The organism is Ornithinimicrobium tianjinense (assembly GCF_014636495.1).
Taxonomy (GTDB): Bacteria; Actinomycetota; Actinomycetes; order Actinomycetales; family Dermatophilaceae; genus Ornithinicoccus; species Ornithinicoccus tianjinensis.
The window spans coordinates 95773-120279 of sequence record NZ_BMEM01000002.1 but is presented as its reverse complement, the minus strand read 5'-3'; the positions used below and the strand labels follow the sequence as shown (position 1 = coordinate 120279).

The following is a 24507-nucleotide window of genomic DNA, read 5'->3' as shown; positions in this document are numbered from 1 at the left end:
ACCGGGGCCTTGTCGTCGTGGGCGGTTCAGGCCAGGCGTTCTCCGGCGATGGAGGCGTCCAGCAGTGTGGCCGTGTGCACGAAGGGGACGGGGCGCCCGGCCCGCTCGAGTGCCTGCGTGATCTGCATCAGGCACCCGGGGTTGGCCGTGACGAGCAGCTGAGCGCCGGTGCTGAGGATGTTGGCCGCCTTGCGGTCACCGAGCTCCTGCGCAGGCTCGGGGTTGAGGATGTTGTAGACCCCGGCCGAGCCGCAGCAGATCTCGGCGTTCGGGATCTCGACCAGTCGCAGGCCCGGGATCGCGCGCAGAAGCTGTCGCGGCTGGCTGACCACACCCTGGGCGTGGCGCAGGTGACAGGCGTCGTGGTAGGCCACGGTCAGCTCCTGGCCCTCGGCGGTGACCGGGTGCCGGGTCGCCACCGGCCCGAGGGCGACGAGGATCTCCGAGAGGTCACGGACCTTCGCGCTGAACGCGCGCGCCCGGTCCGCGTAGGCCGGGTCGTCCGCCAGCAGGTGGACGTACTCCTTCATGCTCGAGCCGCACCCGGCCGCGTTGACGACCACGTGGTCGACGCCCGCGTCCTCGAAGGTGTCGATGAGGCGCCGGGCGAACTCCGCGCCCTCCTCCTCGCGGCCCACGTGCACCGACAGTGCGCCGCAGCAGCCCTGCCGGCGAGGGGCGATGACGTCGCAGCCCTCCGCTGCCAGGACGCGTGCGGTGGCGACGTTGACGTCCCCGAAGAACTCCCGCTGGACACAGCCGGTCAGCATCCCGACGACGGCCCTGCGCTCACCGACGGCCGGGGTCCTCTCAGGGACCTCTGCGCGCGGGCCCAGCGGCGGCGCGAGCGACTGCATGACCTCCAGCTGGGGGCTGATCCGCCCGACGAGCCCGGTGCGGGCGACGAGGTCGAGCACCCCCGTCCGCTGCGCGAGGCGCAGCGGCCCACGCAGCGCGCGGAGGCGCTGCGGGTAGGGAAACAGCCCGAAGATGAGGCTGCGCAATGCCTTGTCCTTGGCCGGACGCTCCACCCGGCGCTCGACCTGGGCCCGGGTGGCCTCGATGAGCCGGTCGTACTGGACGCCCGACGGACAGGCCGTCACGCAGGCCATGCAGCCGAGGCAGGCGTCCCAGTGGTCGACCGTCGACTCCGTGAGCGGACCACCCTCGCTGGCCGCGCGCATGAGGTCGATGCGGCCGCGCGGGCTGTCCATCTCCTCGCCCCACAGCTGGTAGGTCGGGCAGGTCGTGAGACAGAACCCGCAGTGCACGCAGTCGTCGAGCAGGTCGGGGCTGGGCGGCCGGTGGTCGTCGAACGCGGGCTGCGCCAGCACCCGGGAGCGATCGCCGCGCGCGGTCGGCATCCCCAGGTCGACAGGGGTCGATCGGTCGCTCATCTCACAGGCCTCCCACGAACCGTCCGGGCGCGAGGGTGCGCCGCGGGTCGAACTCTTGCTTCACCCGGCGCATCAGCTCCAGTCCGGGGACGGCGCCCCAGCTGTCGAGGCCGGGCTTGGTCTGCGGCGGTGCGTCGAGCACGACCAGCGAGCCACCGAGGCGCGTGGACACGCTGCGCAACCGCTGGACGTGGTCGTGCACCTCGTCGCCGGGCGGCAGCGTGACGTAGAGGACGCCGGACCCCGCAGAACCGGTGGCGGTGCCCTGGACCGCCGTCACCTCCTCGAGGAGCTGCGGTATGCCGCTCAGGCGCGCCGTGGCCTTGAGCAGGACCGGACGGGAGCCGTCGGGCACCGGTGTGCCGCCACGCTGCCCCGGGTGCAGCAGGACTCCCCACCACGGGGGAGCGACGTCGTGCACCCGGGCCTCGCAGCCGAGCGTCGCGAGCCGGTCACGCAGGGTCTCGGCCCGCGCGGTCGCGCCCGCCTCGGTGCCGGACAGCAGCGTGACCACGGCGGGGCGGACGCCGGGACGCACGCGCACCTCGACGGCGTGCGGCACCTCCTGGCTCTGCACGACCTCGGCGAGGACGGCAGCCAGCCGGTCCGGCTCCACCGACGTGCCCACCCAGCGGTCCGCCTCGGGCAGCGGGTGCAGCCGGACGGTCACCTCGGTGATGACGGCCAGCGAGCCGTAGGAGCCGCAGAGGAGCTTGGACAGGTCGTAGCCGGCGACGTTCTTGACGACCTTGCCGCCCGCCTTGGCGACGGTGCCGTCGGGGCGGACGAACCGGACGCCGATCACGAGGTCGCGCATGGCGCCGACCCACGTGCGGCGCGGGCCCGAGAGGTTGGTGGCCACCGCCCCGCCCAGCGTGGAGCCGCCGGGGCCGTCGGGCCGGTCGACGGCCACGAGGTCGTCCACCACGAGCTGGTGGCCGCCCTCGGCGAGGTGGGCGGCGAGGCGGGCGAGCGGCATACCGGCACCGGCGGTGGCGATCAGGTCACCGCGGGAGTGCTCGACGAGCGCGTCCATCCTCGTCGTGTCGAGGACGACGTCCACCCGCTCGGGGGGCGTGCCCCACGCGAGCTTGGTCCCGTGACCGCGGACGACGACGGCGAGGCCGTGCTCGTGGCAGGCACGCAGCAGCGCCGAGGTCTCCTCGGTCGAGGCGGGCGAGGCGACCACCTGCGTCGTCACCCCGTCCACGGCGTCCGCCGCCGTGGCCTCGCGGGCCTGGCAGGCAGCACCGATGAGGTCGAGCACGCTCCCTGTCATCAGAAGACCTCCACGCCGTCGGCCGTCAGCGGATGCGCACCCTGGACGACCCGGGGCCGCTCACCGCACAGCCGCGGGGTCGGGTAGACCTTGCCCGGGTTGGCGAGCCCCTCGGGGTCGAAGGCGCAGCGCACCAGCTGCATCGTGTCCAGGTCGTCGTCCGTGAACATCCGCGGCATGTAGCGGGCCTTGTCGGCCCCCACGCCGTGCTCACCGGTGATCGACCCACCGTGCTCGATGCACAGGTCCAGGATCATCCCGGAGACCTCCTCGGCCCGCTCGGTGGCGCCCTCCTCGGACGCGTCGAAGAGCACGAGCGGGTGCAGGTTGCCGTCTCCGGCGTGGAAGACGTTGGCGACGCGGACGCCGCGCTCGGCGCTGATCTCGCCCATCCGACGCAGGACCTCGGGCAGGGCGGTGCGGGGCACGACGCCGTCCTGCACGATGTAGTCGGGGGAGATGCGCCCGACGGCGGCGAACGCCGACTTGCGGCCCTTCCAGATCTCGGCCCGCTCCGCCGCGTCGGTGGCCATCCGGAACTCGAACGTGCCCGCCTCGCGGCAGATCTGCTCGACCCGGGCGTACTCGTGCTCGACCTCCAGGGCGGAGCCGTCCAGCTCCACGACCAGGACCGCCCCGGCGCCGGCGGGATAGCCGCAGCTGACCGCCTTCTCGGCGGCCTCGATCGCCAGGGCGTCCATGATCTCGATGGCGGCCGGCACGATGCCGGCCGCGATGATGGCGCTGGTCGCCGCGCCGGCCTGGTCGGTGCTCGCGAACCCGGCCAGGACGGTGCGGACCTCCTGGGGCAGCCGGGTCAGCCGCACGGTGGCGCGCGTCGCGACGCCGAGCGTCCCTTCCGACCCGACGAACGCGCCCACGAGGTCGTAGCCCGGTGCGTCGGGTGCCTCGGTGCCGAGCGTCACCTGCTCGCCCTGCGGCGTCACGACGTCGAGGGAGAGCACGTGGTTGCTGGTGAAGCCGTACTTGAGGCAGTGCGCGCCGCCGGAGTTCTCCGCGACGTTGCCGCCGATCGAGCAGATCTGCTGACTGCTGGGGTCGGGGGCGAAGTAGTAGCCGTGCGGGTTGGCGGCCTTGCTGACCTGCAGGTTGATCACTCCCGGGTCGACGACGGCCCGCTGGTCCTGCGGGCGCACCTCGTGCAGCGTGCGCAGCCGGCTGGTGACCAGGAGGACGCCCTCCGCGTGGGGGAGGGCGCCTCCCGACAGACCGGTGCCCGAGCCGCGCGCCACGAACGGCACGCCACGGCGAGCGCACGCGGTCACCGTGGCTGCGACCTGGTCGGCGCTGTCCGCGAGGACCACCAGCGCGGGACGGACGCGGTAGGCGGCGAGCCCGTCGCACGCGTAGGTGTCCAGCTCCGACGGATCGGTCAGGAGCTGGCGCTCGGGCACGACGCCGCGCAGGTCGGCGAGCACCTCGGTGACGCTCCCTCGGGAGCCGGCTGACGTCATACCCCGGACCTCTCTCTCACGGACCGCTTCGTCCTCCACCCTAGGCCTGGCGGTCAGGGCATCGCCTCGTAGGCCGGCACGGTGAGGAAGTCGGCGTAGTCGTCCGCGACGGCGACCTCGAGGAAGAGTCGCGTGGCGTCCGCGTAGTCCTCCGGGGAGCCCGGGAGCGTGGGGACCACCTCGTCGACCAGGCGCTCGACGAGCTCGCTCGTGACGGTCTCGCCGGTGTCGGCCAGCGTGACCTGGTTGTGGATCCACTGCCACACCTGACTGCGGGAGATCTCGGCGGTCGCGGCGTCCTCCATGAGGTTGTGGATCCCGACGGCGCCCCGGCCGGTGAGCCACGTGGCGAGGTACTGCAGACCCACGTCGATGTTGGCCCGCAGGCCCTGCTCGGTCACCTCCCCAGGTGTCGACCGGACGTCGAGCAGCTCGGCCGCCGTGACCGAGACGTCCTCACGCAACCGGTCGAGCTGGTTGGGGCGGTCGCCGAGCACGGCGTCGAAGACCTCCAGGCAGGTCGGCACCATCCCCGGGTGCGCCACCCAGGAGCCGTCGAAGCCGTCGTTGGCCTCGCGGGACTTGTCGGCGCGCACCTTGTCGTAGGCGGCCTTGTTGACGTCCTCGTCCTTGGACGGGATGAAGGCCGCCATGCCGCCGATCGCGTGCGCGCCGCGCTTGTGGCAGGTCCTGACGAGCAGCTCGGTGTAGGCGCGCATCATCGGGGCCGTCATCGTCACCGCGTTGCGGTCGGGGAGCACGAAGTCCTCACCCCGGGTGCGGTAGGTCTTGATGATGCTGAACAGGTAGTCCCAGCGCCCGGCGTTGAGGCCCGCGGAGTGGTCGCGCAGCTCGTGCAGGATCTCCTCCATCTGGAACGCGGCGGGGTAGGTCTCGACGAGGCAGGTCGCGCGGATCGTGCCGCGCGGGATCGCCAGGGCGTCCTGGGCCAGGTTGAAGGCGTCGTTCCACAGCCGCGCCTCGAGGTGGTGCTCCATCTTCGGCAGGTAGAAGTAGGGGCCCTTGCCGGAGTCGATCTGCAGGCGGGCGCTCGCGCACATGTAGAGCGCGAAGTCCACGAGGCTGCCGGAGGTGCGCTCGCCGTCCACCGTGATGTGCTTCTCGTCCAGGTGCCAACCCCGCGGCCGCATGACGATCGTCGGCAGCTGGCTCTGGTCGGTCGTCGAGAGGGCGTACTCCTTGCCCTCGGGGGAGGTGAAGGTGATGGTGCCGGCGATGGCGTCGCGCAGGTTGATCTGGCCCTCGACCACGTTGGCCCACATCGGGGTGTTGGCGTCCTCCTGGTCGGCCAGCCAGACGCGTGCGCCGGAGTTCATCGCGTTGATGGTCATCTTGCGGTCGGTGGGGCCGGTCATCTCGACACGGCGGTCCTCCAGGCCCGGTGCAGGCGGAGCGACGCGCCACGAGTCGTCCTCGCGCACCGAGGCGGTCTCGGGCAGGAACCCGAGGTCCTGGCCGGCGGCCACCGCGTCGACGACCTCGGCGCGGGCGCGGAGCCGCTCCTGGCGACGCGGCTCCAGCTCACGGTGCAGCGCGGCGATCAGCTCCAGAGCCTGGCGGGAGAGCACCTCCTCGTAGCCGGGACGCAGCTCGCCGGTCACCTGCACGCCCTCGGGCAGGTCAAGGGTGACGGCGGGGGTGGGGTTCTGCTCGTTCATGGCGCTCCTCGGGGTGGGTCGGGGATGCTCAACCAGGGGTGAGTTTCCGTGATGCGGAAGAAGTGCGTCGTGCAGTGAAAGACTACCGTGTGCCGTTGTCGTGCGGCCAGCCCCGGAGGCATCCGATCTGCACGGCTCGTACAGTGAGGTCGTGAGCAGTCACGAGATCGTGGTCGAGGAGGAGCGCCCGGGGCGCGAGGAGCTGGTCGAGCTCTATACCGCGGTCGGCTGGTCCGCCTACACGGACGACCCGGACACGCTGGAGGAGGCGGTCCGCAACTCCACCCGGGTCGTGACGGCGCGGTATGGCGACCAGCTGCTGGGGCTGGCGCGCGTCATCTCCGACGGTGCGAGCATCGCCTACCTGCAGGACGTCCTGGTCCGCCCCGAGCTGCAGCGCGAGGGCGTCGGGCGCAGCCTCGTGCTCGCCGCGCTCGAGCCTTTCGCGCACGTCCGGCAGAAGGTGCTGCTCACCGACGACGAGCCGCGGCAGCGCGCCTTCTACGAGTCGCTCGGGTACACCGAGATCCGCGACCACGGCGACGGCACCCTGCGGGCGTTCGTCCGGATCGACGGGGCCGCGCCGGACATGTCCGAGCAGACCTGACCCGGTCCGCCGCCGTGGGACACTAGGAGGACTGCCCAGCCCACGACATACCTGACGAGGTCGAGACCCAGCGTGTCACCCCTTGCCCGCCCCGCCACGGTGCCCCAGCCGGCCGCCACCCCGCCGGAGCGCATCCGCAACTTCTGCATCATCGCCCACATCGACCACGGCAAGTCGACGCTGGCGGACCGGATGCTCCAGGTCACCGGCGTCGTCGACCAGCGGCAGATGCGCGACCAGTACCTCGACCGCATGGACATCGAGCGCGAGCGCGGCATCACGATCAAGAGCCAGGCCGTGCGGATGCCGTGGGCGACCGCGGAGCACACGCACATCCTCAACATGATCGACACGCCCGGGCACGTCGACTTCACCTACGAGGTGAGCCGGTCGCTCGCGGCGTGCGAGGGGGCGGTGCTGCTCGTCGACGCGGCCCAGGGGATCGAGGCGCAGACGCTCGCCAACCTCTACCTGGCGATGGAGAACGACCTCACGATCATCCCGGTCCTGAACAAGATCGACCTCCCGTCGGCCCAGCCCGAGAAGTACGCCGAGGAGATCGCGGGCCTCATCGGCTGCGACCCCGAGGACGTCATGCGGGTCTCGGGCAAGACGGGCGTGGGCGTGCCCGAGCTGCTGGACCGCATCGTCGAGCTCATCCCGCCGCCGGTCGGCGACCCGGACGCGCCGGCGCGGGCGATGATCTTCGACTCGGTCTACGACACCTACCGCGGCGTCGTGACCTACGTCCGGGTCGTGGACGGCGCGCTGTCGCCGCGCGAGCGGATCGCCATGATGTCGACCAAGGCGACCCACGAGCTCCTCGAGATCGGTGTGATCAGCCCGGAGCCGGTGCCGTCCAAAGGCCTGGGCGTGGGCGAGGTCGGCTACCTCATCACCGGTGTGAAGGACGTCCGCCAGTCCAAGGTCGGAGACACCGTCACCGGCGAGCGCCGGCAGGCGAGCGAGGCGCTGGGCGGCTACAAGGACCCCAAGCCGATGGTCTTCTCCGGGCTCTACCCGATCGACGGCTCCGACTACCCCGACCTGCGCGAGGCGCTGGACAAGCTCAAGCTCAACGACGCGGCGCTGGTCTACGAGCCGGAGACGTCGGCGGCGCTGGGCTTCGGCTTCCGCGTGGGCTTCCTCGGCATGCTGCACCTGGAGATCGTCCGCGAGCGGCTCGAGCGCGAGTTCGGGCTCGACCTGATCTCGACGCTGCCCAACGTCGAGTACGAGGTCACGCTGGACGACGGCAAGGTCGTCGAGGTGACCAACCCCAGCGAGTTCCCGTCCGGGCGCATCGACTCGATCACCGAGCCGGTGGTGCGGGCCACGATCCTGGCGCCGAGCGAGTTCATCGGCGCGATCATGGAGCTGTGCCAGACGCGGCGCGGCACCCTGCGCGGCATGGACTACCTCTCGCCGGAGCGCGTCGAGATGCGCTACACGCTGCCGCTGGCCGAGATCGTCTTCGACTTCTTCGACGCGCTGAAGTCACGCACCCGCGGTTACGCCTCGCTGGACTACGAGCCCGACGGCACCCAGGTCGCCGACCTCGTCAAGGTCGACATCCTGCTCCAGGGCGACACCGTCGACGCGTTCAGCGCGATCGTGCACAAGGACAAGGCCTACGCCTACGGCGTGCAGATGGCCGGCAAGCTCAAGGAGCTCATCCCGCGCCAGCAGTTCGAGGTCCCGGTGCAGGCGGCCATCGGCGCGCGGGTCATCGCGCGGGAGACCATCCGCGCCATCCGCAAGGACGTGCTCGCCAAGTGCTACGGCGGTGACATCAGCCGCAAGCGCAAGCTGCTGGAGAAGCAGAAGGAGGGCAAGAAGCGGATGAAGATGGTCGGCTCCGTCGAGGTGCCGCAGGAGGCCTTCATCGCCGCGCTCTCCCAGGACGCCTCCGCAGGCGAGAAGTCCAAGAAGTGAGCGACTCCCGCCCGGGGGCCCGCGGGCACTACGCCCTCGGACATCCGGTCATCGGGCCGCGCCCGCTGGCGCGCACGCGCTCCTTCACGCGTCGCGGCGGGCGTATGCCGCACACCCACCAGCAGGCGTGGGACCGGCACGCCGGGGAGGTGCTGCTCGAGGTGCCGCGCTCGCTGGGCGAGCGGTCCACGGCGGTGGACCCCTCCTACCGCCTGGACGTGGGGGAGGCCTTCGGCCGCCGCGCGCCGCTGGTGGTCGAGATCGGCTCGGGCGCGGGCGACGCGCTCGCGTCCGGCGCGACCGCGCGTCCTGACTGGGACTTCCTGGCGTTCGAGGTATGGCGTCCCGGCATAGGACACGCGCTCCTCAAGCTGGAGCAGGCCGGCGGCGGAGCGGTCCCGCCCAACGTGCGGATCCTCGAGGCCGACGCGGCGCTCGCCCTGCGCACCGTGCTGGAGCCGGGCGGGGCGCACGAGGTGTGGACCTTCTTCCCCGACCCGTGGCCCAAGGCGCGGCACCACAAGCGACGGATCGTCACCCCGGAGTTCGCCGACACCGTGGTGCGGCTGCTCGCGCCTGGTGGCACCTGGCGACTGGCCACCGACTGGGACGACTACGCCGAGTCGATGCAGGAGGTGCTGGACGCGCACGCCGGGCTGCGACTGGTGTCGACCGAGCGCGCGCCGCTCCGGCCCGTGACCCGGTTCGAGCGCCGCGGCGTCGAGGCGGGACGCGCCATCACGGACCTGGCGTACGTCCGGATCTGAGCACAGGGCGCGCCATCACGGACCTGGCGTACGTCCGCATCTGAGCACAGGGCGGGCCATCACCGACCTGGGGCAGCGCCGCATCTGAGCGCACGGTCGGCCAGGTCCGCCTCGACGCAGGTCGCCGAGAGCCCCAGTCTCGCCCCCGCCCGAGGCCCTCTTGCCTGCGAGAGTGGGGCACTGGGTAAGTGTCCGGGAGCGATGCCACGATCGTGAGCTCACCTTGTGGACGACGGGCGGGATGGATGCCCTGGGACGGGCACCCTGGTGCCATGTCGCGGCTCGACCTCACCAGACCGTTCACCACCGCGCGGGGGCTGGCCGCCGGGCTGACGCGCGCGGACCTGGAGTCCGAGCGCTTCCGGCGCATCGTCCACGGCGTGCACGTGGCCGCCGCGGCCGCCGCGGCTGACCCCGTGCTGGCGGACGCCAGGGCGGCGCTGATCGTGGCGGCGAGCGAGCGGGCCGTCGTCTCGCACCACCTGGCGGCCCGGGTCTACGGCGCCCCGGTGCCGGACACGCCATACCTGCACGTGTCGGTGCCTCACGACGTGAAGCGCCGACGCAGGGAAGGCGTGGTCGTGCACCACTCCGGCCGGGGTGGCACCACCTTCCGGTCGGTGCGGATCACGAGCGCGGTCGACACCTTCCTCGACCTGGCGGCGCACCTCGACCTCGTCGACCTGGTCGTGCTCGGTGACGGACTGGTCCGCAAGCGCCGGACGACGCAGGCCGCGCTCGTGGCGGCGGCCGCCTCGGCGAGCGGACGGGGAGTGCGGCTGGCCAGACGTGCGGCCGGTCTGGTCCGACCGGGGGTGGACTCGCCGATGGAGTCACGGGCCCGGCTGCTGCGTGTGCTGAGCGGACTGCCCGAGCTGGAGACCGACATCCGGTTCTTCGACGACCGGGGGCAGCTGCGGCGGCGGCTCGACGCGGGAGACCGCGCAACGAGGACGGCTGTCGAGTACGACGGGCGTCAGCACATCGAGCGCGAGCAGCACTGGGAGGGTGACATCGGACGGCGTGAGGAGTTCGAGGACGAGCAGTGGCGGATCGTGACCCTCGTCAGCAAGGACATCTACACCACTCCCGGCGAGACGGTCGCCCGGCTGCGGCGGATCTTCGCCCAGCGCGGCATCCCGATGGGGAGGGCCTCGGACGAGTGGCGTCGCTACTTTCCCGGCCGCTCCTGAGGCGCCCTGGCGACGAGGCCTGCCGAGTGGCCCACTCTGGTGACCCTCAGGCCCTGGCGCTCACACGAGAGTGGGGCTCTGGGTGGGTCATTGCCCCACCGCGCGGCCGCGCAGTCTTCCAGCCGCGCAGCCGCCCAGTCGCTGAGTCGCTGAGTCTCTGAGTCGCTCAGCAGCTCAGTCGCCGACGGTGTCGCGCGCCCGCTTGACGAGCCGCGGGTCCGGGCGCAGCACGACGTCGTGGTCCTTGCCCTCATACTCGAACAGGCTGAGGAAGTGGCGCATCGCGTTGATGCGGGCGCGCTTCTTGTCGTTGGACTTGATCGTGGTCCACGGCGCCCAGTCCGTGTCGGTCCGACGGAACATCTCTTCCTTGGCCGCGGTGTAGTCGTCCCAGCGGTCGAGCGACTCGAGGTCCATGGGCGAGAGCTTCCACTGCCGGACCGGGTCCAGCTGACGGATCGCGAAGCGCGTGCGCTGCTCGGTCTGGGTCACCGAGAACCAGAACTTGGTGATCGAGATGCCCGAGTCGACGAGCATGCGCTCGAACAGCGGGGCCTGCTCCATGAAGGTCTCGTACTCCTGCTCGGAGCAGAAGCCCATGACGCGCTCCACTCCGGCACGGTTGTACCAGCTGCGGTCGAAGAGCACCATCTCCCCGGACGTCGGCAGGTGCTGGACGTAACGCTGGAGGTACCACTGCCCGGCCTCCACCTCGGTCGGCCTGTTCAGCGCCACCACGCGCGCGCCGCGGGGGTTGAGGTGCTCGGTGAACCGCTTGATCGACCCGCCCTTGCCCGCCGCGTCGCGGCCCTCGAAGACGAGCACGTGACGGCTGCCGTTGTCCTTGGCCCAGTACTGGAACTTCAGCAGCTCGACCTGCAGCAGCCACTTCTCGACCTCGTAGTAGTCGCGGGTCATCCGCTCGCTGTAGGGGTAGTCCTCGCGCCACGTGTCCACCGCGCTGCCCGACGGGGAGATCAGGTCGGGGTCGGAGCCCTGGTCGTCGCGGACCGTGTAGCCCTCGTCCCGAAGGCGGTCGATGTATTCGCGAAGACGTTGCTGCACGTCGCCGACAGTATCGCCCCAGGGTGACGATCCGGTGAACGACCGTGGCGTCGGGCGCGGGTGGGACACTGGGAGGTATGCCGTCCGCCTTCCCTCCCGGTGATCCCGCCCCGGTCGACGGCTCGCTCCCCGCGTCCGCGCTCGTCGGTATGCCGTCGCGCACCTTCTCGGTCTACGTCCACGTGCCCTTCTGCCGGGTCCGGTGCGGGTACTGCGACTTCAACACCTACACGCTGCCCGAGCTGGGGGAGACCCTGCCGGTGGTGGGGCAGGTCCCGGGCCCCATGGGTGACTTCGTCCGGGCGGCGCACGAGGAGCTGCGTCTGGCCGGGCGGGTGCTGGCGCCCGGGACCCCGCCGGAGGTGTCGACCGTCTTCCTCGGCGGCGGCACGCCGACCATGCTCCCGCCCGAGCTGCTCGGGGGGCTGCTGGACGGCATACGCGCGCAGTGGGGACTGGCGGCAGGCGCGGAGGTGACGACCGAGGCCAACCCCGACACCCTCACCCCGGAGGTTGCCGAAAGGCTTGCCGCACAAGGCTTCACGCGGGTCAGCATCGGCATGCAGTCGGCCGTCCCGCACGTCCTCGCCACGCTGGATCGCACCCACGACCCGGCCAACGTCGCCACCGCCGTGGCCGCGGTGCGCGGCGCCGGGATGCAGGTGAGCCTGGACCTGATCTATGGCACGCCCGGGGAGTCGCTGCAGGACTGGCGGCGCAGCCTCGAGGTCGCCGTCGGACTGGCACCGGACCACGTGTCGGCCTACGCGCTCGTCGTGGAGGAGGGCACCAAGCTGGCGGCCAGGGTGCGCCGCGGCGAGGTCCCCGCGCCAGAGGACGACGACGAGGCCGACAAGTACGAGCTCGCGGACGAGTTGCTCGGCGCCGCGGGCTTCCGGTGGTACGAGATCTCCAACTGGGCCAGCGCCCCGGGCACCGAGTGTCGTCACAACATCGCCTACTGGCGCGGCGGCGACTGGTGGGGCATCGGCCCGGGGGCGCACAGCCACGTCGGTGGAGTGCGGTGGTGGAACGTCAAGCACCCGCGCGCCTACACGGAGCGGCTCGCGCGCGGCGAGAGCCCGGCCCATGCCCGCGAGGTGCTGGACGAGGAGCAGCGGCACGACGAGACCGTGCTGCTCGGGTCGCGGCTGGCGGAGGGCCTGCCGGTCACGGCCCTGGCGGGCCAGGGCCGACGGGCGGTCGCCGGCCTCGTGGCCGACGGCCTGGTGGACGGGGTCGCCGCCGTGCGCGGACGGGTGGTCCTGACCCGGCGCGGACGGCTGCTGGCCGACACCGTGGTCCACCGGCTGCTGGCCGCCTGAGCGAGAAAGTTCACCGACACGCCATACCGAAGAGGGCTGGTGGACGGCTGCTCGCGGTAGAACGGGATCAGCCCTGCCGGGTATGAGCCGGCAGGGCTGATCCGTTCCTGTCCCGGTGGGCCATCCCCCCGCAGACAAAGGTGTGGCCCGTCCCGCGAAGTATGAGTTCGCGGGTCGGGCCACACGACCAGCCGTGGTGCCAGCTGGACGGTCGCACAGGTGCCGGAGGCTCGAACCCTGCATCACAAAGGGCTGTTCGAAGAACGACGAATCCTCGACAAGTCTTGCGACCCGCTCTCCCGAAGGAGTGCGTACAGACTGTTCTACGCCTCTCCGGCGCCGGGCGCAAGGGGTTGGTCGAAAAAACTCCCTGCGACCGGCGTCAGGGTCGTCAGCTGAGGATGCGCACCTGGAACGGGTAGTCGTAGACCTCGCCGCGGTTGGCGGCCAGGGCGGCCTTGAGGTGCACCCAGATCTGCGCGATGAAGATCACGATCCAGATCGGGACCGCCCAGAGGAGGCCGATCCCGAGCGTCACGATGACGCTGATCCAGGTCAGGACGGAGGCGACCGTCAGGCCGATGTTGAAGTTGAAGGCGCCGGCGGCGGCGGCGCGGACGGCCCGGCTGCGGTCCTTGTAGAAGAGCCACACGAGCAGCGGGCCGAGGAACGGCAGCCAGCCGGCACTGAGGAGCATGGCGGCCGGAGCGGACAGGTGGGCCAGGAGCATCATGGTGCGCTCCTCGCCGTTGACGGCCGGGGTGCCCGGTGCCTGGGGGTAGGGATGGTTGGGGTGGGGGTGCTGGCTCATGGTGGCCCTCCTGCGGTCATGGAACGGTGACGAAGTCGATGAGCTCTTCGACGCTGGCGAGCAGCGTGGGTTCCAGGTCGCTGTAGGAACGCACGGTGCTGAGGATCTTCTTCCAACCTAGGGCGACGTCGGCCTGGGTGCTATGGGGATAACCCAACTCTTCGAGCACCCCGTGCTTCCACGAACGCCCCTTCTCGATGACGGGCCAGGCGGTCAGGCCGAGGCGTGCGGGCTTGACCGACTGCCACACGTCGACGTACGGGTGCCCGAGGATCCGCGCGTGCGGGCTGACCTTCTCTGCCTCCGCCACGATGCGGCTCTCCTTGGTGCCGGGGACCAGGTGGTCGACGAGGATGCCGAGGCGCCGGTCGGCCGTGGGGCGAAAGTCGCGGATCGCCGCCGCGAGGTCGTCGACCCCGTCGAGCATCTCCACGACCACGCCCTCGACCCGCAGGTCGTCGCCCCAGACCTTCTCGACGAGCTCGGCGTCGTGCTTGCCCTCGACCCAGATCCGGGAGCCGCTGGCCACGCGTGCCGCCTGCCCGACCACGCGCACCGACCCGCTGGCGGTCCGGCTCGCGGCCTGCTGCGCCGCCTGGACCTGCGCGCGGCGCTCGGCCGTCGGCGCGGTGAGCACGACGGGGGCACCGTCGATGAGGAAGCCCGGTCCCAGCGGGAAGCCCTTGACCCGGCCGCGCCGGTCCTCGAGGTGGACCACCTGCATGCCACCGGCCTTCTCGACACGCACGACCGCCCCGACCCAGCCGGTGTCGACGTCCTCCACGACGGTCCCCGTCACCGCCTCGACCTCCTGGGCGCGCCCGCGGCGCGGCGCCCTCCAGTCGGTCTTCAGCACGTCAGCTCCATACCGGTCCATCACGGGCACCGAGGGTATGCCGTGAGACGGGTGTGGCGGGTGAGGCTCGCCACGCCTCGATCACTCCCCAGACCCGACCGGACAGGCGTTGCTGCCGGACCGGACAGGCGTTGCTGCCGGACCGGACAGGCGTTGCTGCCGGACCGGCCGTCCTGCCTGTCCGGTCGGCGAGGGGCTGCGCGGGCGGTGCTCTCAGTCGACTGCGCGCGGTCGGGTCATGTCGGCCGGGACCACCCAGGCGTCGAACTGCTCTGCGGTGACCTCGCCGCTGGCCAGCGCCGCCTCCCGGAGGGTCGTGCCCTCCTTGTGCGCCTTCTTGGCGATCGCGGCAGAGCGGTCGTAGCCGATGTGCGGGTTGAGGGCCGTCACGGTCATCAGGTTGCTCGCGAGGTTGGCCTCGATGCGGGCGGTGTTGGGCACGATCCCGACGGCGCACCCGTCGTTGAAGGCGCGGCAGGCGTCGGCGATCAGTCGGATGCTCTCGAGCACGGCGTGCACCATGACCGGCTTGAAGACGTTGAGCTGGAAGTTGCCCTGCGTCCCGGCGAAGGCGACCGTGGCGTCGTTGCCGAAGACCCGAGTCGCCACCATCGTCATCGCCTCGGACTGGGTGGGGTTGACCTTGCCGGGCATGATGCTCGAGCCCGGCTCGTTCTCCGGGATGAGCAGCTCGCCGATGCCGTTGCGTGGGCCCGAGGCGAGCCAGCGCACGTCGTTGGCCATCTTCATCAGCGCGCCCGCGAGCGTGCGCAGCGCCGCCGAAGTCTGGACCAGGGCGTCGTGGGCCGAGAGGGCCGCGAACGTGTTGGTCGCCGACTGCAGCTCCAGGCCTGCCTCCTCGCCCATCTTCCGGGCGGCGAGCTCGCCGAAGCGCGGGTGGGCGTTGAGCCCGGTGCCCACGGCCGTGCCGCCGATCGCGAGCTCGCGCAGCCCCTCGCCGGCGTGGCGGACCTCCGCCATGGCGTAGTCGATCTGCGCGACCCAGCCACCGATCTCCTGACCCAGCGTGATCGGGGTGGCGTCCTGAAGGTGGGTGCGCCCGACCTTCACGACATCGGCATACTCCTCCGCCTTGCCCGCCAGCGTCTCGCGCAGCACCGCGACGTCGCCCTCGAGCCGGTCGCGCAGCTCGAGCAGCACCGCGATGTGCATGGCGGTGGGGAAGGTGTCGTTGCTGCTCTGCCCCCGGTTGACGTGGTCGTTGGGGTGCACCGGCGTCTTGCTGCCGAGCTCGCCGCCGGCCAGTTCGATCGCGCGGTTGGCGATGACCTCGTTGGCGTTCATGTTGCTCTGGGTCCCGGACCCTGTCTGGAAGACGACGAGCGGGAAGTGGTCGTCGAGCTCGCCCGCGATCACCTCCTCTGCCGCGCGGACGATGTGGTCCGCGACGTCCTGGGGTAGCTCCCCGAGCTCGGCGTTGGCCTGGGCGGCGCCCTTCTTGAGGATCCCCAGCGCCTTGATCAGCGGTCGCCCCCACACGAAAGTATCCCGCCCGATGGGGAAGTTGTGGATGCTGCGCTGCGTCTGCGCGCCCCAGTAACGGTCGGCGGGGACCTCGACCTGACCCATGCTGTCGCTCTCGGTGCGCACCTGGCTCATGCCCCGATCGTAGGACGACACGGCGCCAGGGCGGCTGGCACGAGCGCCTGTCCGGTCGGGAGGGGTGGGTGGCACGAGCGCCTGTCCGGTCGGGAGGGGCCGAGCACCCGGCAGACCCGCGTAGACTGGCACTCAGTGCCAGAGAGTGCCAGACCGCCAACGCCAGGGGAGGTGAGCCGACCATGAGCGACGACCGTCGCCTCGAGGTGCTCCGCGCGATCGTCCAGGACTACGTGAAGACCTCCGAGCCAGTGGGCTCCAAGGCGCTCCTGGAGCGCCACCGGCTGGGTGTCTCGGCCGCGACCGTCCGCAACGACATGGCCGTCCTCGAGGAGGAGGGCCTCATCACGGCGCCGCACACGAGCGCCGGCCGGGTGCCCACCGACGCCGGCTACCGCCTGTTCGTCGACCGGCTCTCCACCGTCAAGCCGCTCTCGCGCGCCGAGCGCACCGCGATCGAGCAGTTCCTCGGTGGCGCCGTCGACCTCGACGACGTCGTGTCCCGCACGACCCGGCTGCTGTCGAGCCTGACGCAGCAGGTCGCCGTCATGCAGTACCCCAGCCTGTCGCGCTCCACGGTCCGCCACGTCGAGCTCGTCCCGGTGGGTGGCACCCGTCTGATGGTGGTGCTCATCGCCAACACGGGCCGCGTGGAGCAGCGCGTCGTCGACGTCGGCCGCGACCTGTCCGGCGACGAGCTGGCGGTCGCCGACCTGCGCTCGCGGATCAACGGCGCGGCCGTGGGGCAGCTGCTCTCGATGATCCCGGCGCGACTCGCCTCCGTGCTCGACGCCGTGCCCGTGGACGACCGGCGGGTGGCCGAGTCCGTCGCGGCCGCCCTGGCCGACGCCGCTGCTGCGGACACCGAGGAGCGGGTCGTGCTGGCCGGCACCGCCAACCTGGCGCGGGTCGGCACGGACTTCCCGACCTCACTGTCGTCGGTGCTCGACGCGCTCGAGGAGCACGTCGTCCTGCTCCGGCTGATCGGGGGCATGTCCACGCTCGCGAGCGGCGAGGCCGGGGACGCCGTCGCCGTGTCCATCGGCCACGAGAACCCCTACGAGCCGCTCCAGACCACCTCGGTCGTCGCCACCCGGTATGGCGTGGTCGGCGGCCTGGGCGTGCTGGGCCCGACCCGGATGGACTACCCCCAGGCGATGGCCGCGGTGCGCGCCGTCGCCCACTACGTGGCCGAGATCCTGGAGGGGTGAGACACCCCGCGCACCCGACCCCGGGCATACCTCAGGCCCTCCGACCGTTGACCACCGCTGACGCACGCCGACCCAAGGACGCCCCGAACCAGTGAACGACTACTACGCAGACCTCGGTGTCTCCCGCGAGGCCACCCTCGAGGAGATCAAGCGCGCCTACCGCAAGAAGGCGCGGACCCTGCACCCTGACGTCAACCCCGGAGCCGACGCCGAGAGCGAGTTCAAGCGCGTCTCGCAGGCCTACGACGTCCTCGCGGACGCCGACAAGCGGGCGGCGTACGACCGCGGACAGGACCCCTACGGCGGCGCCACCGGCGGCTTCGGCCAGGGCTTCTCCTTCAGCGACATCATGGACGCCTTCTTCGGCGGCACCGCGGCCGGCGCGCGCGGCCCGCGCTCGCGTGTGCAGCGGGGCCACGACGCGCTCGTCCGCCTCGACATCGACCTGCGCACCGCCGTCTTCGGCGGCGAGGAGACGCTCACGCTCGACACCGCGATCGGCTGCGCCACCTGCTCGGGCTCGGGCGCCCAGCCCGGCACCGGCACGAGCACCTGCCAGGTCTGCGCCGGCCGCGGCGAGATCCAGCAGGTCCAGCGATCCTTCCTGGGCCAGGTCATGACCTCCCGACCGTGCCAGGCGTGCCGCGGCTACGGCGACGTCATCGAGCACCCGTGCTTCGACTGCTCCGGCGAGGGGCGTGTGCGCACCCGCCGGGACCTGACCATCAAGGTCCCCGGCGGCGTCGACAGCGGCACCCGCATCCAGCTGGCCGGTGAGAGCGAGGTGGGCCCCTACGGCGGCGAGCCCGGCGACCTCTACGTCGAGATCGCGGTCGCCGCCGACGACACCTTCACCCGTCGGGGCGACGACCTCCACTGCACCCTCGAGGTGCCGATGACCGCCGCCGCGCTCGGCTCGACGATCCCGCTGGACACGCTGGACGGGGAGCGCGAGGTGGTCGTCGACGAGGGCACGCAACCCGGCGAGACCGTGCGCCTGCCCGGCCTCGGCGTCAACCATCTGCGTCACGAGGGGCGCGGTGACCTCGTCGTCCACCTGGACGTCCGGGTCCCCACCCGTCTCTCCGACGAGCAGCGCGAGCTCCTGACGCGCCTCGCCGAGGACCGCGGTGAGACCCGGCCGCAGGGCCGCCTGGCCTCCGCCGGTCAGGGCCACGGCCGCAAGGGCAAGCTCTGGGACGCGCTGCGCGGCCGGTGAGGACGTGACCGCACCCCTCTTCCTCGTCGCCGCCGGCTCGCTGCCGGACGGCACGACCGAGGTCCACCTCGACGGCCCGGAGGGCCGGCACGCCGCCGACGTGCAGCGTCTGGGCCCGGGCGAGCAGGTGCTCCTCTCGGACGGCACGGGCCGGTATGCCGTGTGCTCGGTCTCCCTCTCCCACCGCGGCGCGCTCGACCTGCGCGTCGAGGAGCTGGGGGAGCAGCCGACGGCGCCGCTGCGGCTCGTCCTCGTGCAGGCCCTGGCCAAGGGCGACCGCGACCTGCTGGCGGTCGAGACCGCAACCGAGCTGGACGTCGACGAGATCGTGCCGTGGCAGGCCGACCGCTCCATCGTGCGCTGGCGCGCCGAGCGGGCCGAGAAGGCCCACCGCAAGTGGGAGCAGACCGTCGTCGCCGCGGTCAAGCAGTCCCGCCGGGTGCGGGTGCCCGATGTCGCGCCGCTGGCGCACCGGGCCGAGCTGCTGGGCCGCGTCACGTCCGCCGACCTGGCGCTCGTGCTGCACGAGTCCGCGAGCCGAGCGCTGACCGACGTGACCCTGCCCAAGGCCGGCGAGGTGCTCCTCGTCGTCGGCCCCGAGGGCGGCGTCAGCGACGACGAGCTCACCGCCCTCACGGGTGCGGGCGCCGTGGCGGTGCGCCTCGGCTCGACGGTGCTGAGGACCTCCACAGCCGGACCCGCTGCGCTTGCCGCCCTGCACACCCGTGCGGGGTGGCGGTGAACCCAGCCCCCGCCGCACCAGTCCCCACCTCGATCTTCGCGCCCGGCCTGCGCAGCGCCTCGGTCGGTGCGGCCGGCCTGATCGCCCTCTTCGCCCTCGAGTACATCGCGGTCGGAGCAGCCATGCCGACGGTCGCGGCCGCCCTCGACGGCTACGCGCTCTACAACCTCGCCTTCGGCGCGACCGTCGCCGCCAGCGTCGTCGGCATGATCGTGGGGGGCTGGTGGTGCGACCGCAGCGGTCCCGGCCCCGTCGTGGTCGCGGGATCGGCGCTCTTCGCCGCCGGACTCCTCGTGGCCGGCCTCGCCCCCGGGATGGAGATCTTCGTCCTGGGACGGGGTCTGCAGGGCCTGGGGTCGGGCCTGTCGACCGTCGCGGTGTATGTCGTGATCGCCCAGCGGATCCCGGACGCGCGACGACCCGCCGTCTTCTCGCTGCTCGCGGCCGCCTGGGTCGTACCGGGGCTCGCCGGCCCGCTGCTCACCGGACTGCTCGTGGAGCAGCTGTCCTGGCGCTGGGTCTTCCTGGGGGTGGCACCCTTCGTGGTGCTCTCCCTCCTCGTGCTGCGCCCTGCGCTACGGGGCACCCACCCCGGGGCGGACGCGCCATACCTGCGCCCCTCCACCATCGCCTGGGCCGTCGCGGCCGCCGTGAGCGTGGCCCTGCTCAACCTCGCCGGGGAGCGGGTCGAGGGGCTGGAGTGGCTGGTCGGGGGCGCCGCGGTCGTCGTGCTGCTCGGCTCCGCCCTGCGCCTGCTGCCGCCGGGCACCCTCACCCTGGGCCGCGGTCTGGCCTCGGTGATCGGGGTGCGGGCGGCGCTCGGCGCGAGCTTCGTCACCGCCGAGGCCTATCTGCCCCTCATGCTGCGGGACGAGCACGGCTACTCACCCGCGCAGGCGGGTTCGGTCCTCGCCGCGGCCAGCGTGACGTGGGCGCTCGGTTCCTGGCTCCAGGGGCGTCTGCCCGAGACCACCGACCGCTACCGCGTGATGCTCGTCGGGGTCGTCGTGTTCACCGCCATGATGGTGCTCCTCGGGCTCGTGGTGGTGGTCGCCGGGCCAGGGTGGGTCGTCGTTCTGCTCTACGGGCTCGCCACGCTCGGCGTGGGCCTGGCCTACCCCACGACGACGTTGCTCACGATGCGGCTCTCCCCGCCGTCGGAGGTGGGGCGCAACACCTCTGCCCTGGCCGTCGGGGAGGCGCTGGGCAGTGCCGTGGCGCTGGCGCTCGCCGGTGTCGCGTTCGGCGCCTTCTACGGCAGCCAGCAGCACACCGCCTTCGTCGGGACGCTGGCGGTGGCCGTCGGCGTCGGCGCGCTCTCGGTCCTCTCCGCCTCCCGGACCCGCGAGACGCCGCCGGGGGCGCGGGTGGCGGATGCGCCTGCCGTGACGGGGGCCGACGCCTAGACTGGGGCACCTGATGACAGACCTTCCCCGCCAGCGGCCCACCCCCACCCACACCGTGGTCGTCCCGGAGGACGTGCCGATGGTGACCCTGCTCGGCCCCCAGGACGAGCTGCTCCGCACGATCGAGCGGGCCTTCCCGCGCGTCGACGTGCACGTGCGCGGCAACGAGTTCCGCCTCACCGGTGACACGGGGGAGATGGCCCTCGTCGAGCGCCTGGTGGACGAGCTCCTCTCGGTGGCCGCCACGGGCCAGCCCCTCAACCGCGACGCGGTGGAGCGTTCGATCGGCATGCTGAGGGCCTCGACCGCGGAGCGCCCGGCCGACGTGCTGACGATGAACATCGTCAGCAACCGCGGCCGCACGATCCGCCCGAAGACCCTCAACCAGAAGCACTACGTCGACGCGATCGACGCGCACACGATCGTCTTCGGCCTCGGCCCGGCGGGCACCGGCAAGACCTACCTGGCCATGGCCAAGGCGGTCGCCGCGCTCCAGGCCAAGCAGGTCAACCGCATCATCCTGACCCGCCCGGCCGTCGAGGCGGGGGAGCGGCTGGGCTTCCTGCCCGGCACCCTGAACGACAAGATCGACCCCTACCTGCGGCCGCTCTACGACGCCCTGCACGACATGGTCGACCCCGAGTCGATGGCAAAGCTCATGGCGGCCGGCACCATCGAGGTGGCGCCGCTGGCCTACATGCGCGGGCGGACCCTCAACGACGCGTTCATCATCCTCGACGAGGCGCAGAACACCTCGCCGGAGCAGATGAAGATGTTCCTCACCCGGCTCGGCTTCGGCTCCAAGATGGTCGTCACCGGGGACACCACTCAGGTGGACCTGCCGGGCGGGATCCAGTCCGGACTCAAGGTCGTCCAGCACATCCTCGAGGGCGTCGAGGACATCCACTTCGCCACGCTCACCAGCCAGGACGTCGTCCGGCACCGCCTCATCGGCGACATCGTGGAGGCCTACGGCCGCTACGACGCACGGCAGCGCCGCGGGGCTGAGGGGGAGACCGACCGTCCGCAGCGACGCAGGCCGGCCCCGCGCAGGGGTGCACGGCCCGTCGCGCCGGTGCGCGACGTCATACCGGAGCAGGCGGAGCCGACCGACCACGGGAGGGAGGGCTGATGAGCATCGAGGTCCTCAACGAGTCTGGCGAGGTGCCCTCGCCGGTGCCGGAGCAGGAGCTGGCGGACCTGGGGCGTCATGTGCTCGCCCAGATGCGCGTGCATCCGCAGGCGGAGCTGACGATCACCCTGGTCGACGAGCCGGCGATGGCTGCCCTGCACGAGCAGTGGATGGACCTGCCCGGTCCGACCGACGTCATGAGCTTCCCGATGGACGAGCTGCGGCCGGGCCGCGAGGGGCAGGAGCCTGAGCCGGGTCTGCTCGGGGACGTCGTGCTCTGCCCGTCCGTGGCCCGGGCGCAGGCGCAGGCGGCCGGCCACGCGGTGGGCGACGAGCTGCTGCTCCTCACCACCCACGGCATCCTCCACCTGCTGGGCTTCGACCATGCCGATCCGGCCGAGGAGCGCGAGATGTTCGACCTGCAGCGCACCCTGCTGCTCACCTTCCTGGCCGAGCGGGGCCGCACGACGACGGCGGCGCCGGAGGCTGGTGGGACCGCCGGATGACCTCGCTCGTCCTCCTCGCGATCGCCACCACGGTCATCGCGTTCCTGCTCGCCGCCGGCGAGACCGCTCTGCAGCGGGTCGGCCGTCACCGGGCGGCCCAGCTGCTCGAGGAGCGCCGTCGCGGCTCCCGGGCGCTGGCGCGGATCATGGCCGACGCCTCGCCGTACCTCGCCGTCGCCACCTTCGTGCGCGTCACGGCCGAGGCGGCCACGGCCGTCCTCGTCACGGTCGCGGTGGACATCGTCGCCGACTCGCACTGGCGGACCGCCCTCGTCGCGACGGCGATCATGGCCGTGGTCTCCTTCGGGGTGGTCGGGGTCTCGCCGCGGACGCTGGGTCGCCAGCACGTCGAGTCCGTCGCCCTGCTCGCCGCTCCCGTGGTGCGGCTGCTGCGCCTCTTCCTCGGCCCCGTCGCCAAGCTGCTGGTCGTCACCGCCAATGCCGTGACCCCGGGCCGGGGGTATGCCGAGGGCCCCTTCGCCTCGGAGTCCGAGCTGCGCGAGCTGGTCGACCTGGCGGGGGAGTCCTCGGTCATCGAGGACGAGGAACGGGAGATGATCCACTCGATCTTCGAGCTGGGGGACACGGTGGCCCGGGAGGTGATGGTGCCGCGGCCCGACCTGGTCACCATCAAGTCCGAGAAGGTCCTCCGGCAGGCCATGTCCCTGTTCCTGCGCTCGGGCTTCTCCCGCGTCCCCGTCGTCGGCGAGGACACCGACGACGTGCTGGGGATGCTCTACTTCAAGGACGTCGCCCGCTACGCCAACGCCCATCCCGACGCCGTCGGAGCCGTCGTCGTCACCGAGGTGATGCGCCCGGTCCAGCGTGTGCCGGAGATGAAGCGTGTCGACGCGCTGCTGCGCGAGATGCAGCAGGCCCGTCAGCACGTCGCGCTGGTCATCGACGAGTACGGCGGCACCGCCGGCCTCGTCACGATCGAGGACGTCCTCGAGGAGATCGTCGGCGAGATCACCGACGAGCACGACCGCGAGCAGGCGGACGTCGAGCAGGTGATGGATGCCGACGGCAGGGAGCTGACCCGGGTGCCGGCCAACCTGCCGGTCGACGACCTCGCCGAGATGTTCGACGTCGAGATCGAGACCGAGGACGTCGACTCCGTCGGCGGTCTCCTCGCGACCGTGATCGGCCGGGTCCCGATCCAGGGGTCGGTCGGCGAGGTCTCCGGCCTGGAGCTGACCGCGGAGCGGATGGCCGGCCGCCGCCGTCGGGTCGCCACCGTCCTGGTGCGTCGCCTCGAGCCCACCGCCCACCCTGACAGCCCGTCCGAGCACGTGCGTGAGCCCGTGCCCGCCCCGACCGAGGAGGACCAGCGTGCCCGCTGAGACCGGACCCAGCACCACGGCATACCGCAGCGGCTTCGCCTGCCTGGTGGGTCGTCCCAACGCCGGCAAGTCCACCCTGACGAACGCCCTCGTCGGGGAGAAGGTCGCGATCACCTCCTCCAAGCCGCAGACGACGCGCCACACGATCCGCGGCATCCGCACCGACGACCGCGCGCAGCTCGTGCTCGTGGACACCCCCGGCCTGCACCGGCCCCGCTCGCTGCTCGGTCAGCGGCTCAACGACCTCGTGCGCGAGACCCTCCTGTCGGTGGACGTCATCGGCTTCTGCCTGCCCTCGGACCAGCGCATCGGTCCGGGGGACACCTACATCGCCAAGGACCTGGCCGAGCTCCAGCGGGTGCGCAGGGTGCCGGTCGTGGCCATCGCGACCAAGTCCGACAGCGTCGACCGTGACCGGCTCGCGGAGCACCTCGTCGCGATCGACGGGCTGGGCGACTGGGACGCGATCATCCCGTGCTCGGCGGTGAGCGGCGAGCAGGTCGAGCAGGTGGCGGGGCTGCTGGCCAGCTTCCTGCCGGAGTCGCCGCCGCTCTACCCACCCGACCAGGTCAGCGACGAGCCGACGCTCGTGATGATCGCCGAGCTCGTGCGCGAGGCCGCTCTCGAGGGCGTCCGCGACGAGCTGCCGCACAGCCTGGCCGTCCAGGTCGAGGAGGTCGTCGCGCGCGAGGGTCGACCGGAGGACGACCCCATGAGCGACGTGCGCGTCAACGTCTACGTCGAGCGGCCGAGCCAGAAGGCGATCATCATCGGCCGGGGCGGCTCCCGGCTGCGGGAGGTGGGCACGACCGCCCGCGCCGGGATCGAGCGGCTGCTCGGCCACCGCGTCTACCTGGACCTGCACGTCAAGGTCGCCAAGGACTGGCAGCGCGATCCCAAGGCGCTGGACCGGCTGGGGTTCTGAGCGCCGGTCCGACG

The 24507-nt window shown here is 72.0% G+C and carries 21 protein-coding genes; 13 read left to right on the top strand and 8 right to left on the bottom strand.

What is annotated here, in order from left to right; translation table 11 throughout:
• Positions 1-26: 26 nt before the first annotated feature.
• The 4 genes from glcF to aceB are packed head-to-tail and all read right to left on the bottom strand — an operon-like array spanning position 27 to position 5830.
• A complete protein-coding gene (glcF, locus tag IEV65_RS08405; RefSeq protein WP_188429799.1) occupies positions 27-1397 on the bottom strand; it encodes a glycolate oxidase subunit GlcF in 1371 nt (456 codons plus the stop codon).
• A gap of 1 nt (position 1398) precedes the next feature.
• A complete protein-coding gene (locus IEV65_RS08400) occupies positions 1399-2676 on the bottom strand; it encodes an FAD-binding oxidoreductase (RefSeq protein WP_188429797.1) in 1278 nt (425 codons plus the stop codon).
• Entirely contained in the window at positions 2676-4151 is a 1476-nt protein-coding gene (locus IEV65_RS08395) for an FAD-linked oxidase C-terminal domain-containing protein (RefSeq protein ID WP_188429795.1), read from the bottom strand. Before IEV65_RS08395 ends, IEV65_RS08400 begins: the two co-directional genes overlap by 1 nt.
• 53 nt (positions 4152-4204) lie before the next feature.
• A complete protein-coding gene (gene aceB / locus IEV65_RS08390; protein WP_188429794.1) occupies positions 4205-5830 on the bottom strand; it encodes a malate synthase A in 1626 nt (541 codons plus the stop codon).
• Between the two features lie 151 nt (positions 5831-5981).
• Between aceB and IEV65_RS08385 the strand changes: the two genes are divergently transcribed.
• The 4 genes from IEV65_RS08385 to IEV65_RS08370 all read left to right on the top strand — a co-directional run bounded on the left by IEV65_RS08385 (position 5982) and on the right by IEV65_RS08370 (position 10332).
• Complete coding sequence (locus tag IEV65_RS08385; protein WP_188429792.1) at positions 5982-6437, top strand: GNAT family N-acetyltransferase; 456 nt, start codon at positions 5982-5984, stop codon at positions 6435-6437.
• 72 nt (positions 6438-6509) lie between these two features.
• Positions 6510-8372, top strand: a complete 1863-nt coding sequence (lepA, locus tag IEV65_RS08380) for a translation elongation factor 4 (RefSeq protein ID WP_188429791.1) — start codon at positions 6510-6512, stop codon at positions 8370-8372.
• Complete coding sequence (gene trmB / locus IEV65_RS08375) at positions 8369-9139, top strand: tRNA (guanosine(46)-N7)-methyltransferase TrmB (RefSeq protein WP_229735100.1); 771 nt, start codon at positions 8369-8371, stop codon at positions 9137-9139. The genes lepA and trmB overlap by 4 nt, the downstream gene beginning before the upstream one ends.
• Positions 9140-9411: 272 nt before the next feature.
• Positions 9412-10332, top strand: a complete 921-nt coding sequence (locus IEV65_RS08370; RefSeq protein ID WP_188429789.1) for a hypothetical protein — start codon at positions 9412-9414, stop codon at positions 10330-10332.
• A gap of 174 nt (positions 10333-10506) precedes the next feature.
• Here the strand turns inward: IEV65_RS08370 and ppk2 are convergent, their stop codons facing one another.
• The gene (gene ppk2, locus IEV65_RS08365; protein WP_188429788.1) at positions 10507-11397 is read right to left on the bottom strand and encodes a polyphosphate kinase 2; all 891 of its coding nucleotides are present in this window, start codon (positions 11395-11397) and stop codon (positions 10507-10509) included.
• 77 nt (positions 11398-11474) lie between these two features.
• Here ppk2 and hemW point away from each other — a divergent pair, with 77 nt between their 5' ends.
• Entirely contained in the window at positions 11475-12722 is a 1248-nt protein-coding gene (hemW, locus tag IEV65_RS08360; RefSeq protein WP_188429787.1) for a radical SAM family heme chaperone HemW, read from the top strand.
• Between the two features lie 391 nt (positions 12723-13113).
• Here hemW and IEV65_RS08355 read toward each other — a convergent pair whose 3' ends face one another.
• From IEV65_RS08355 to fumC, 3 genes are all read right to left on the bottom strand, one after another.
• On the bottom strand, positions 13114-13533 hold the full coding sequence (locus IEV65_RS08355) for a DUF4870 domain-containing protein (RefSeq protein WP_229735099.1): 420 nt from the start codon (positions 13531-13533) through the stop codon (positions 13114-13116).
• 16 nt (positions 13534-13549) lie between these two features.
• The gene (locus IEV65_RS08350; RefSeq protein ID WP_188429786.1) at positions 13550-14413 is read right to left on the bottom strand and encodes a DUF3097 domain-containing protein; all 864 of its coding nucleotides are present in this window, start codon (positions 14411-14413) and stop codon (positions 13550-13552) included.
• A 189-nt stretch (positions 14414-14602) separates the two neighbouring features.
• Complete coding sequence (gene fumC / locus IEV65_RS08345; protein ID WP_188429785.1) at positions 14603-16009, bottom strand: class II fumarate hydratase; 1407 nt, start codon at positions 16007-16009, stop codon at positions 14603-14605.
• Positions 16010-16191: 182 nt separating this feature from the next.
• Between fumC and hrcA the strand changes: the two genes are divergently transcribed.
• The 8 genes from hrcA to era all read left to right on the top strand — a co-directional run bounded on the left by hrcA (position 16192) and on the right by era (position 24493).
• Positions 16192-17220, top strand: coding sequence for a heat-inducible transcriptional repressor HrcA (gene hrcA / locus IEV65_RS08340; RefSeq protein ID WP_188429784.1), 1029 nt, complete (start codon positions 16192-16194; stop codon positions 17218-17220).
• Between the two features lie 91 nt (positions 17221-17311).
• The gene (dnaJ, locus tag IEV65_RS08335) at positions 17312-18439 is read left to right on the top strand and encodes a molecular chaperone DnaJ (protein ID WP_188429783.1); all 1128 of its coding nucleotides are present in this window, start codon (positions 17312-17314) and stop codon (positions 18437-18439) included.
• Positions 18440-18443: 4 nt separating this feature from the next.
• Positions 18444-19181, top strand: a complete 738-nt coding sequence (locus IEV65_RS08330) for a 16S rRNA (uracil(1498)-N(3))-methyltransferase (protein WP_188429781.1) — start codon at positions 18444-18446, stop codon at positions 19179-19181.
• Positions 19178-20587, top strand: coding sequence for an MFS transporter (locus IEV65_RS08325; RefSeq protein WP_229735097.1), 1410 nt, complete (start codon positions 19178-19180; stop codon positions 20585-20587). Before IEV65_RS08330 ends, IEV65_RS08325 begins: the two co-directional genes overlap by 4 nt.
• Before the next feature lie 13 nt (positions 20588-20600).
• Positions 20601-21719 carry a PhoH family protein gene (locus IEV65_RS08320; protein ID WP_188429778.1) on the top strand — a complete coding sequence of 373 codons (1119 nt, stop codon included), beginning with the start codon at positions 20601-20603 and terminating at the stop codon, positions 21717-21719.
• Positions 21719-22225, top strand: coding sequence for an rRNA maturation RNase YbeY (gene ybeY, locus IEV65_RS08315; RefSeq protein WP_188429776.1), 507 nt, complete (start codon positions 21719-21721; stop codon positions 22223-22225). Before IEV65_RS08320 ends, ybeY begins: the two co-directional genes overlap by 1 nt.
• Positions 22222-23568 (top strand): hemolysin family protein, encoded by a 1347-nt coding sequence (locus IEV65_RS08310; protein ID WP_188429774.1) that lies wholly within the window; start codon positions 22222-22224, stop codon positions 23566-23568. Before ybeY ends, IEV65_RS08310 begins: the two co-directional genes overlap by 4 nt.
• Positions 23558-24493, top strand: coding sequence for a GTPase Era (gene era, locus IEV65_RS08305; protein WP_188429772.1), 936 nt, complete (start codon positions 23558-23560; stop codon positions 24491-24493). The genes IEV65_RS08310 and era overlap by 11 nt, the downstream gene beginning before the upstream one ends.
• Positions 24494-24507: the final 14 nt, after the last annotated feature.

What these genes read in the sequence shown, in the direction of transcription:
- glcF (WP_188429799.1), bottom strand. Translation starts at nt 1,397, where the DNA reads ATGAGCGACCGATCGACCCCTGTCGACCTGGGGATGCCGACCGCGCGC.
- IEV65_RS08400 (WP_188429797.1), bottom strand. Translation starts at nt 2,676, where the DNA reads ATGACAGGGAGCGTGCTCGACCTCATCGGTGCTGCCTGCCAGGCCCGC.
- IEV65_RS08395 (WP_188429795.1), bottom strand. Translation starts at nt 4,151, where the DNA reads ATGACGTCAGCCGGCTCCCGAGGGAGCGTCACCGAGGTGCTCGCCGAC.
- aceB (WP_188429794.1), bottom strand. Translation starts at nt 5,830, where the DNA reads ATGAACGAGCAGAACCCCACCCCCGCCGTCACCCTTGACCTGCCCGAG.
- IEV65_RS08370 (WP_188429789.1), top strand. Translation starts at nt 9,412, where the DNA reads ATGTCGCGGCTCGACCTCACCAGACCGTTCACCACCGCGCGGGGGCTG.
- hemW (WP_188429787.1), top strand. Translation starts at nt 11,475, where the DNA reads ATGCCGTCCGCCTTCCCTCCCGGTGATCCCGCCCCGGTCGACGGCTCG.
- IEV65_RS08355 (WP_229735099.1), bottom strand. Translation starts at nt 13,533, where the DNA reads ATGAGCCAGCACCCCCACCCCAACCATCCCTACCCCCAGGCACCGGGC.
- fumC (WP_188429785.1), bottom strand. Translation starts at nt 16,009, where the DNA reads ATGAGCCAGGTGCGCACCGAGAGCGACAGCATGGGTCAGGTCGAGGTC.
- hrcA (WP_188429784.1), top strand. Translation starts at nt 16,192, where the DNA reads ATGAGCGACGACCGTCGCCTCGAGGTGCTCCGCGCGATCGTCCAGGAC.
- IEV65_RS08320 (WP_188429778.1), top strand. Translation starts at nt 20,601, where the DNA reads ATGACAGACCTTCCCCGCCAGCGGCCCACCCCCACCCACACCGTGGTC.
- ybeY (WP_188429776.1), top strand. Translation starts at nt 21,719, where the DNA reads ATGAGCATCGAGGTCCTCAACGAGTCTGGCGAGGTGCCCTCGCCGGTG.
- IEV65_RS08310 (WP_188429774.1), top strand. Translation starts at nt 22,222, where the DNA reads ATGACCTCGCTCGTCCTCCTCGCGATCGCCACCACGGTCATCGCGTTC.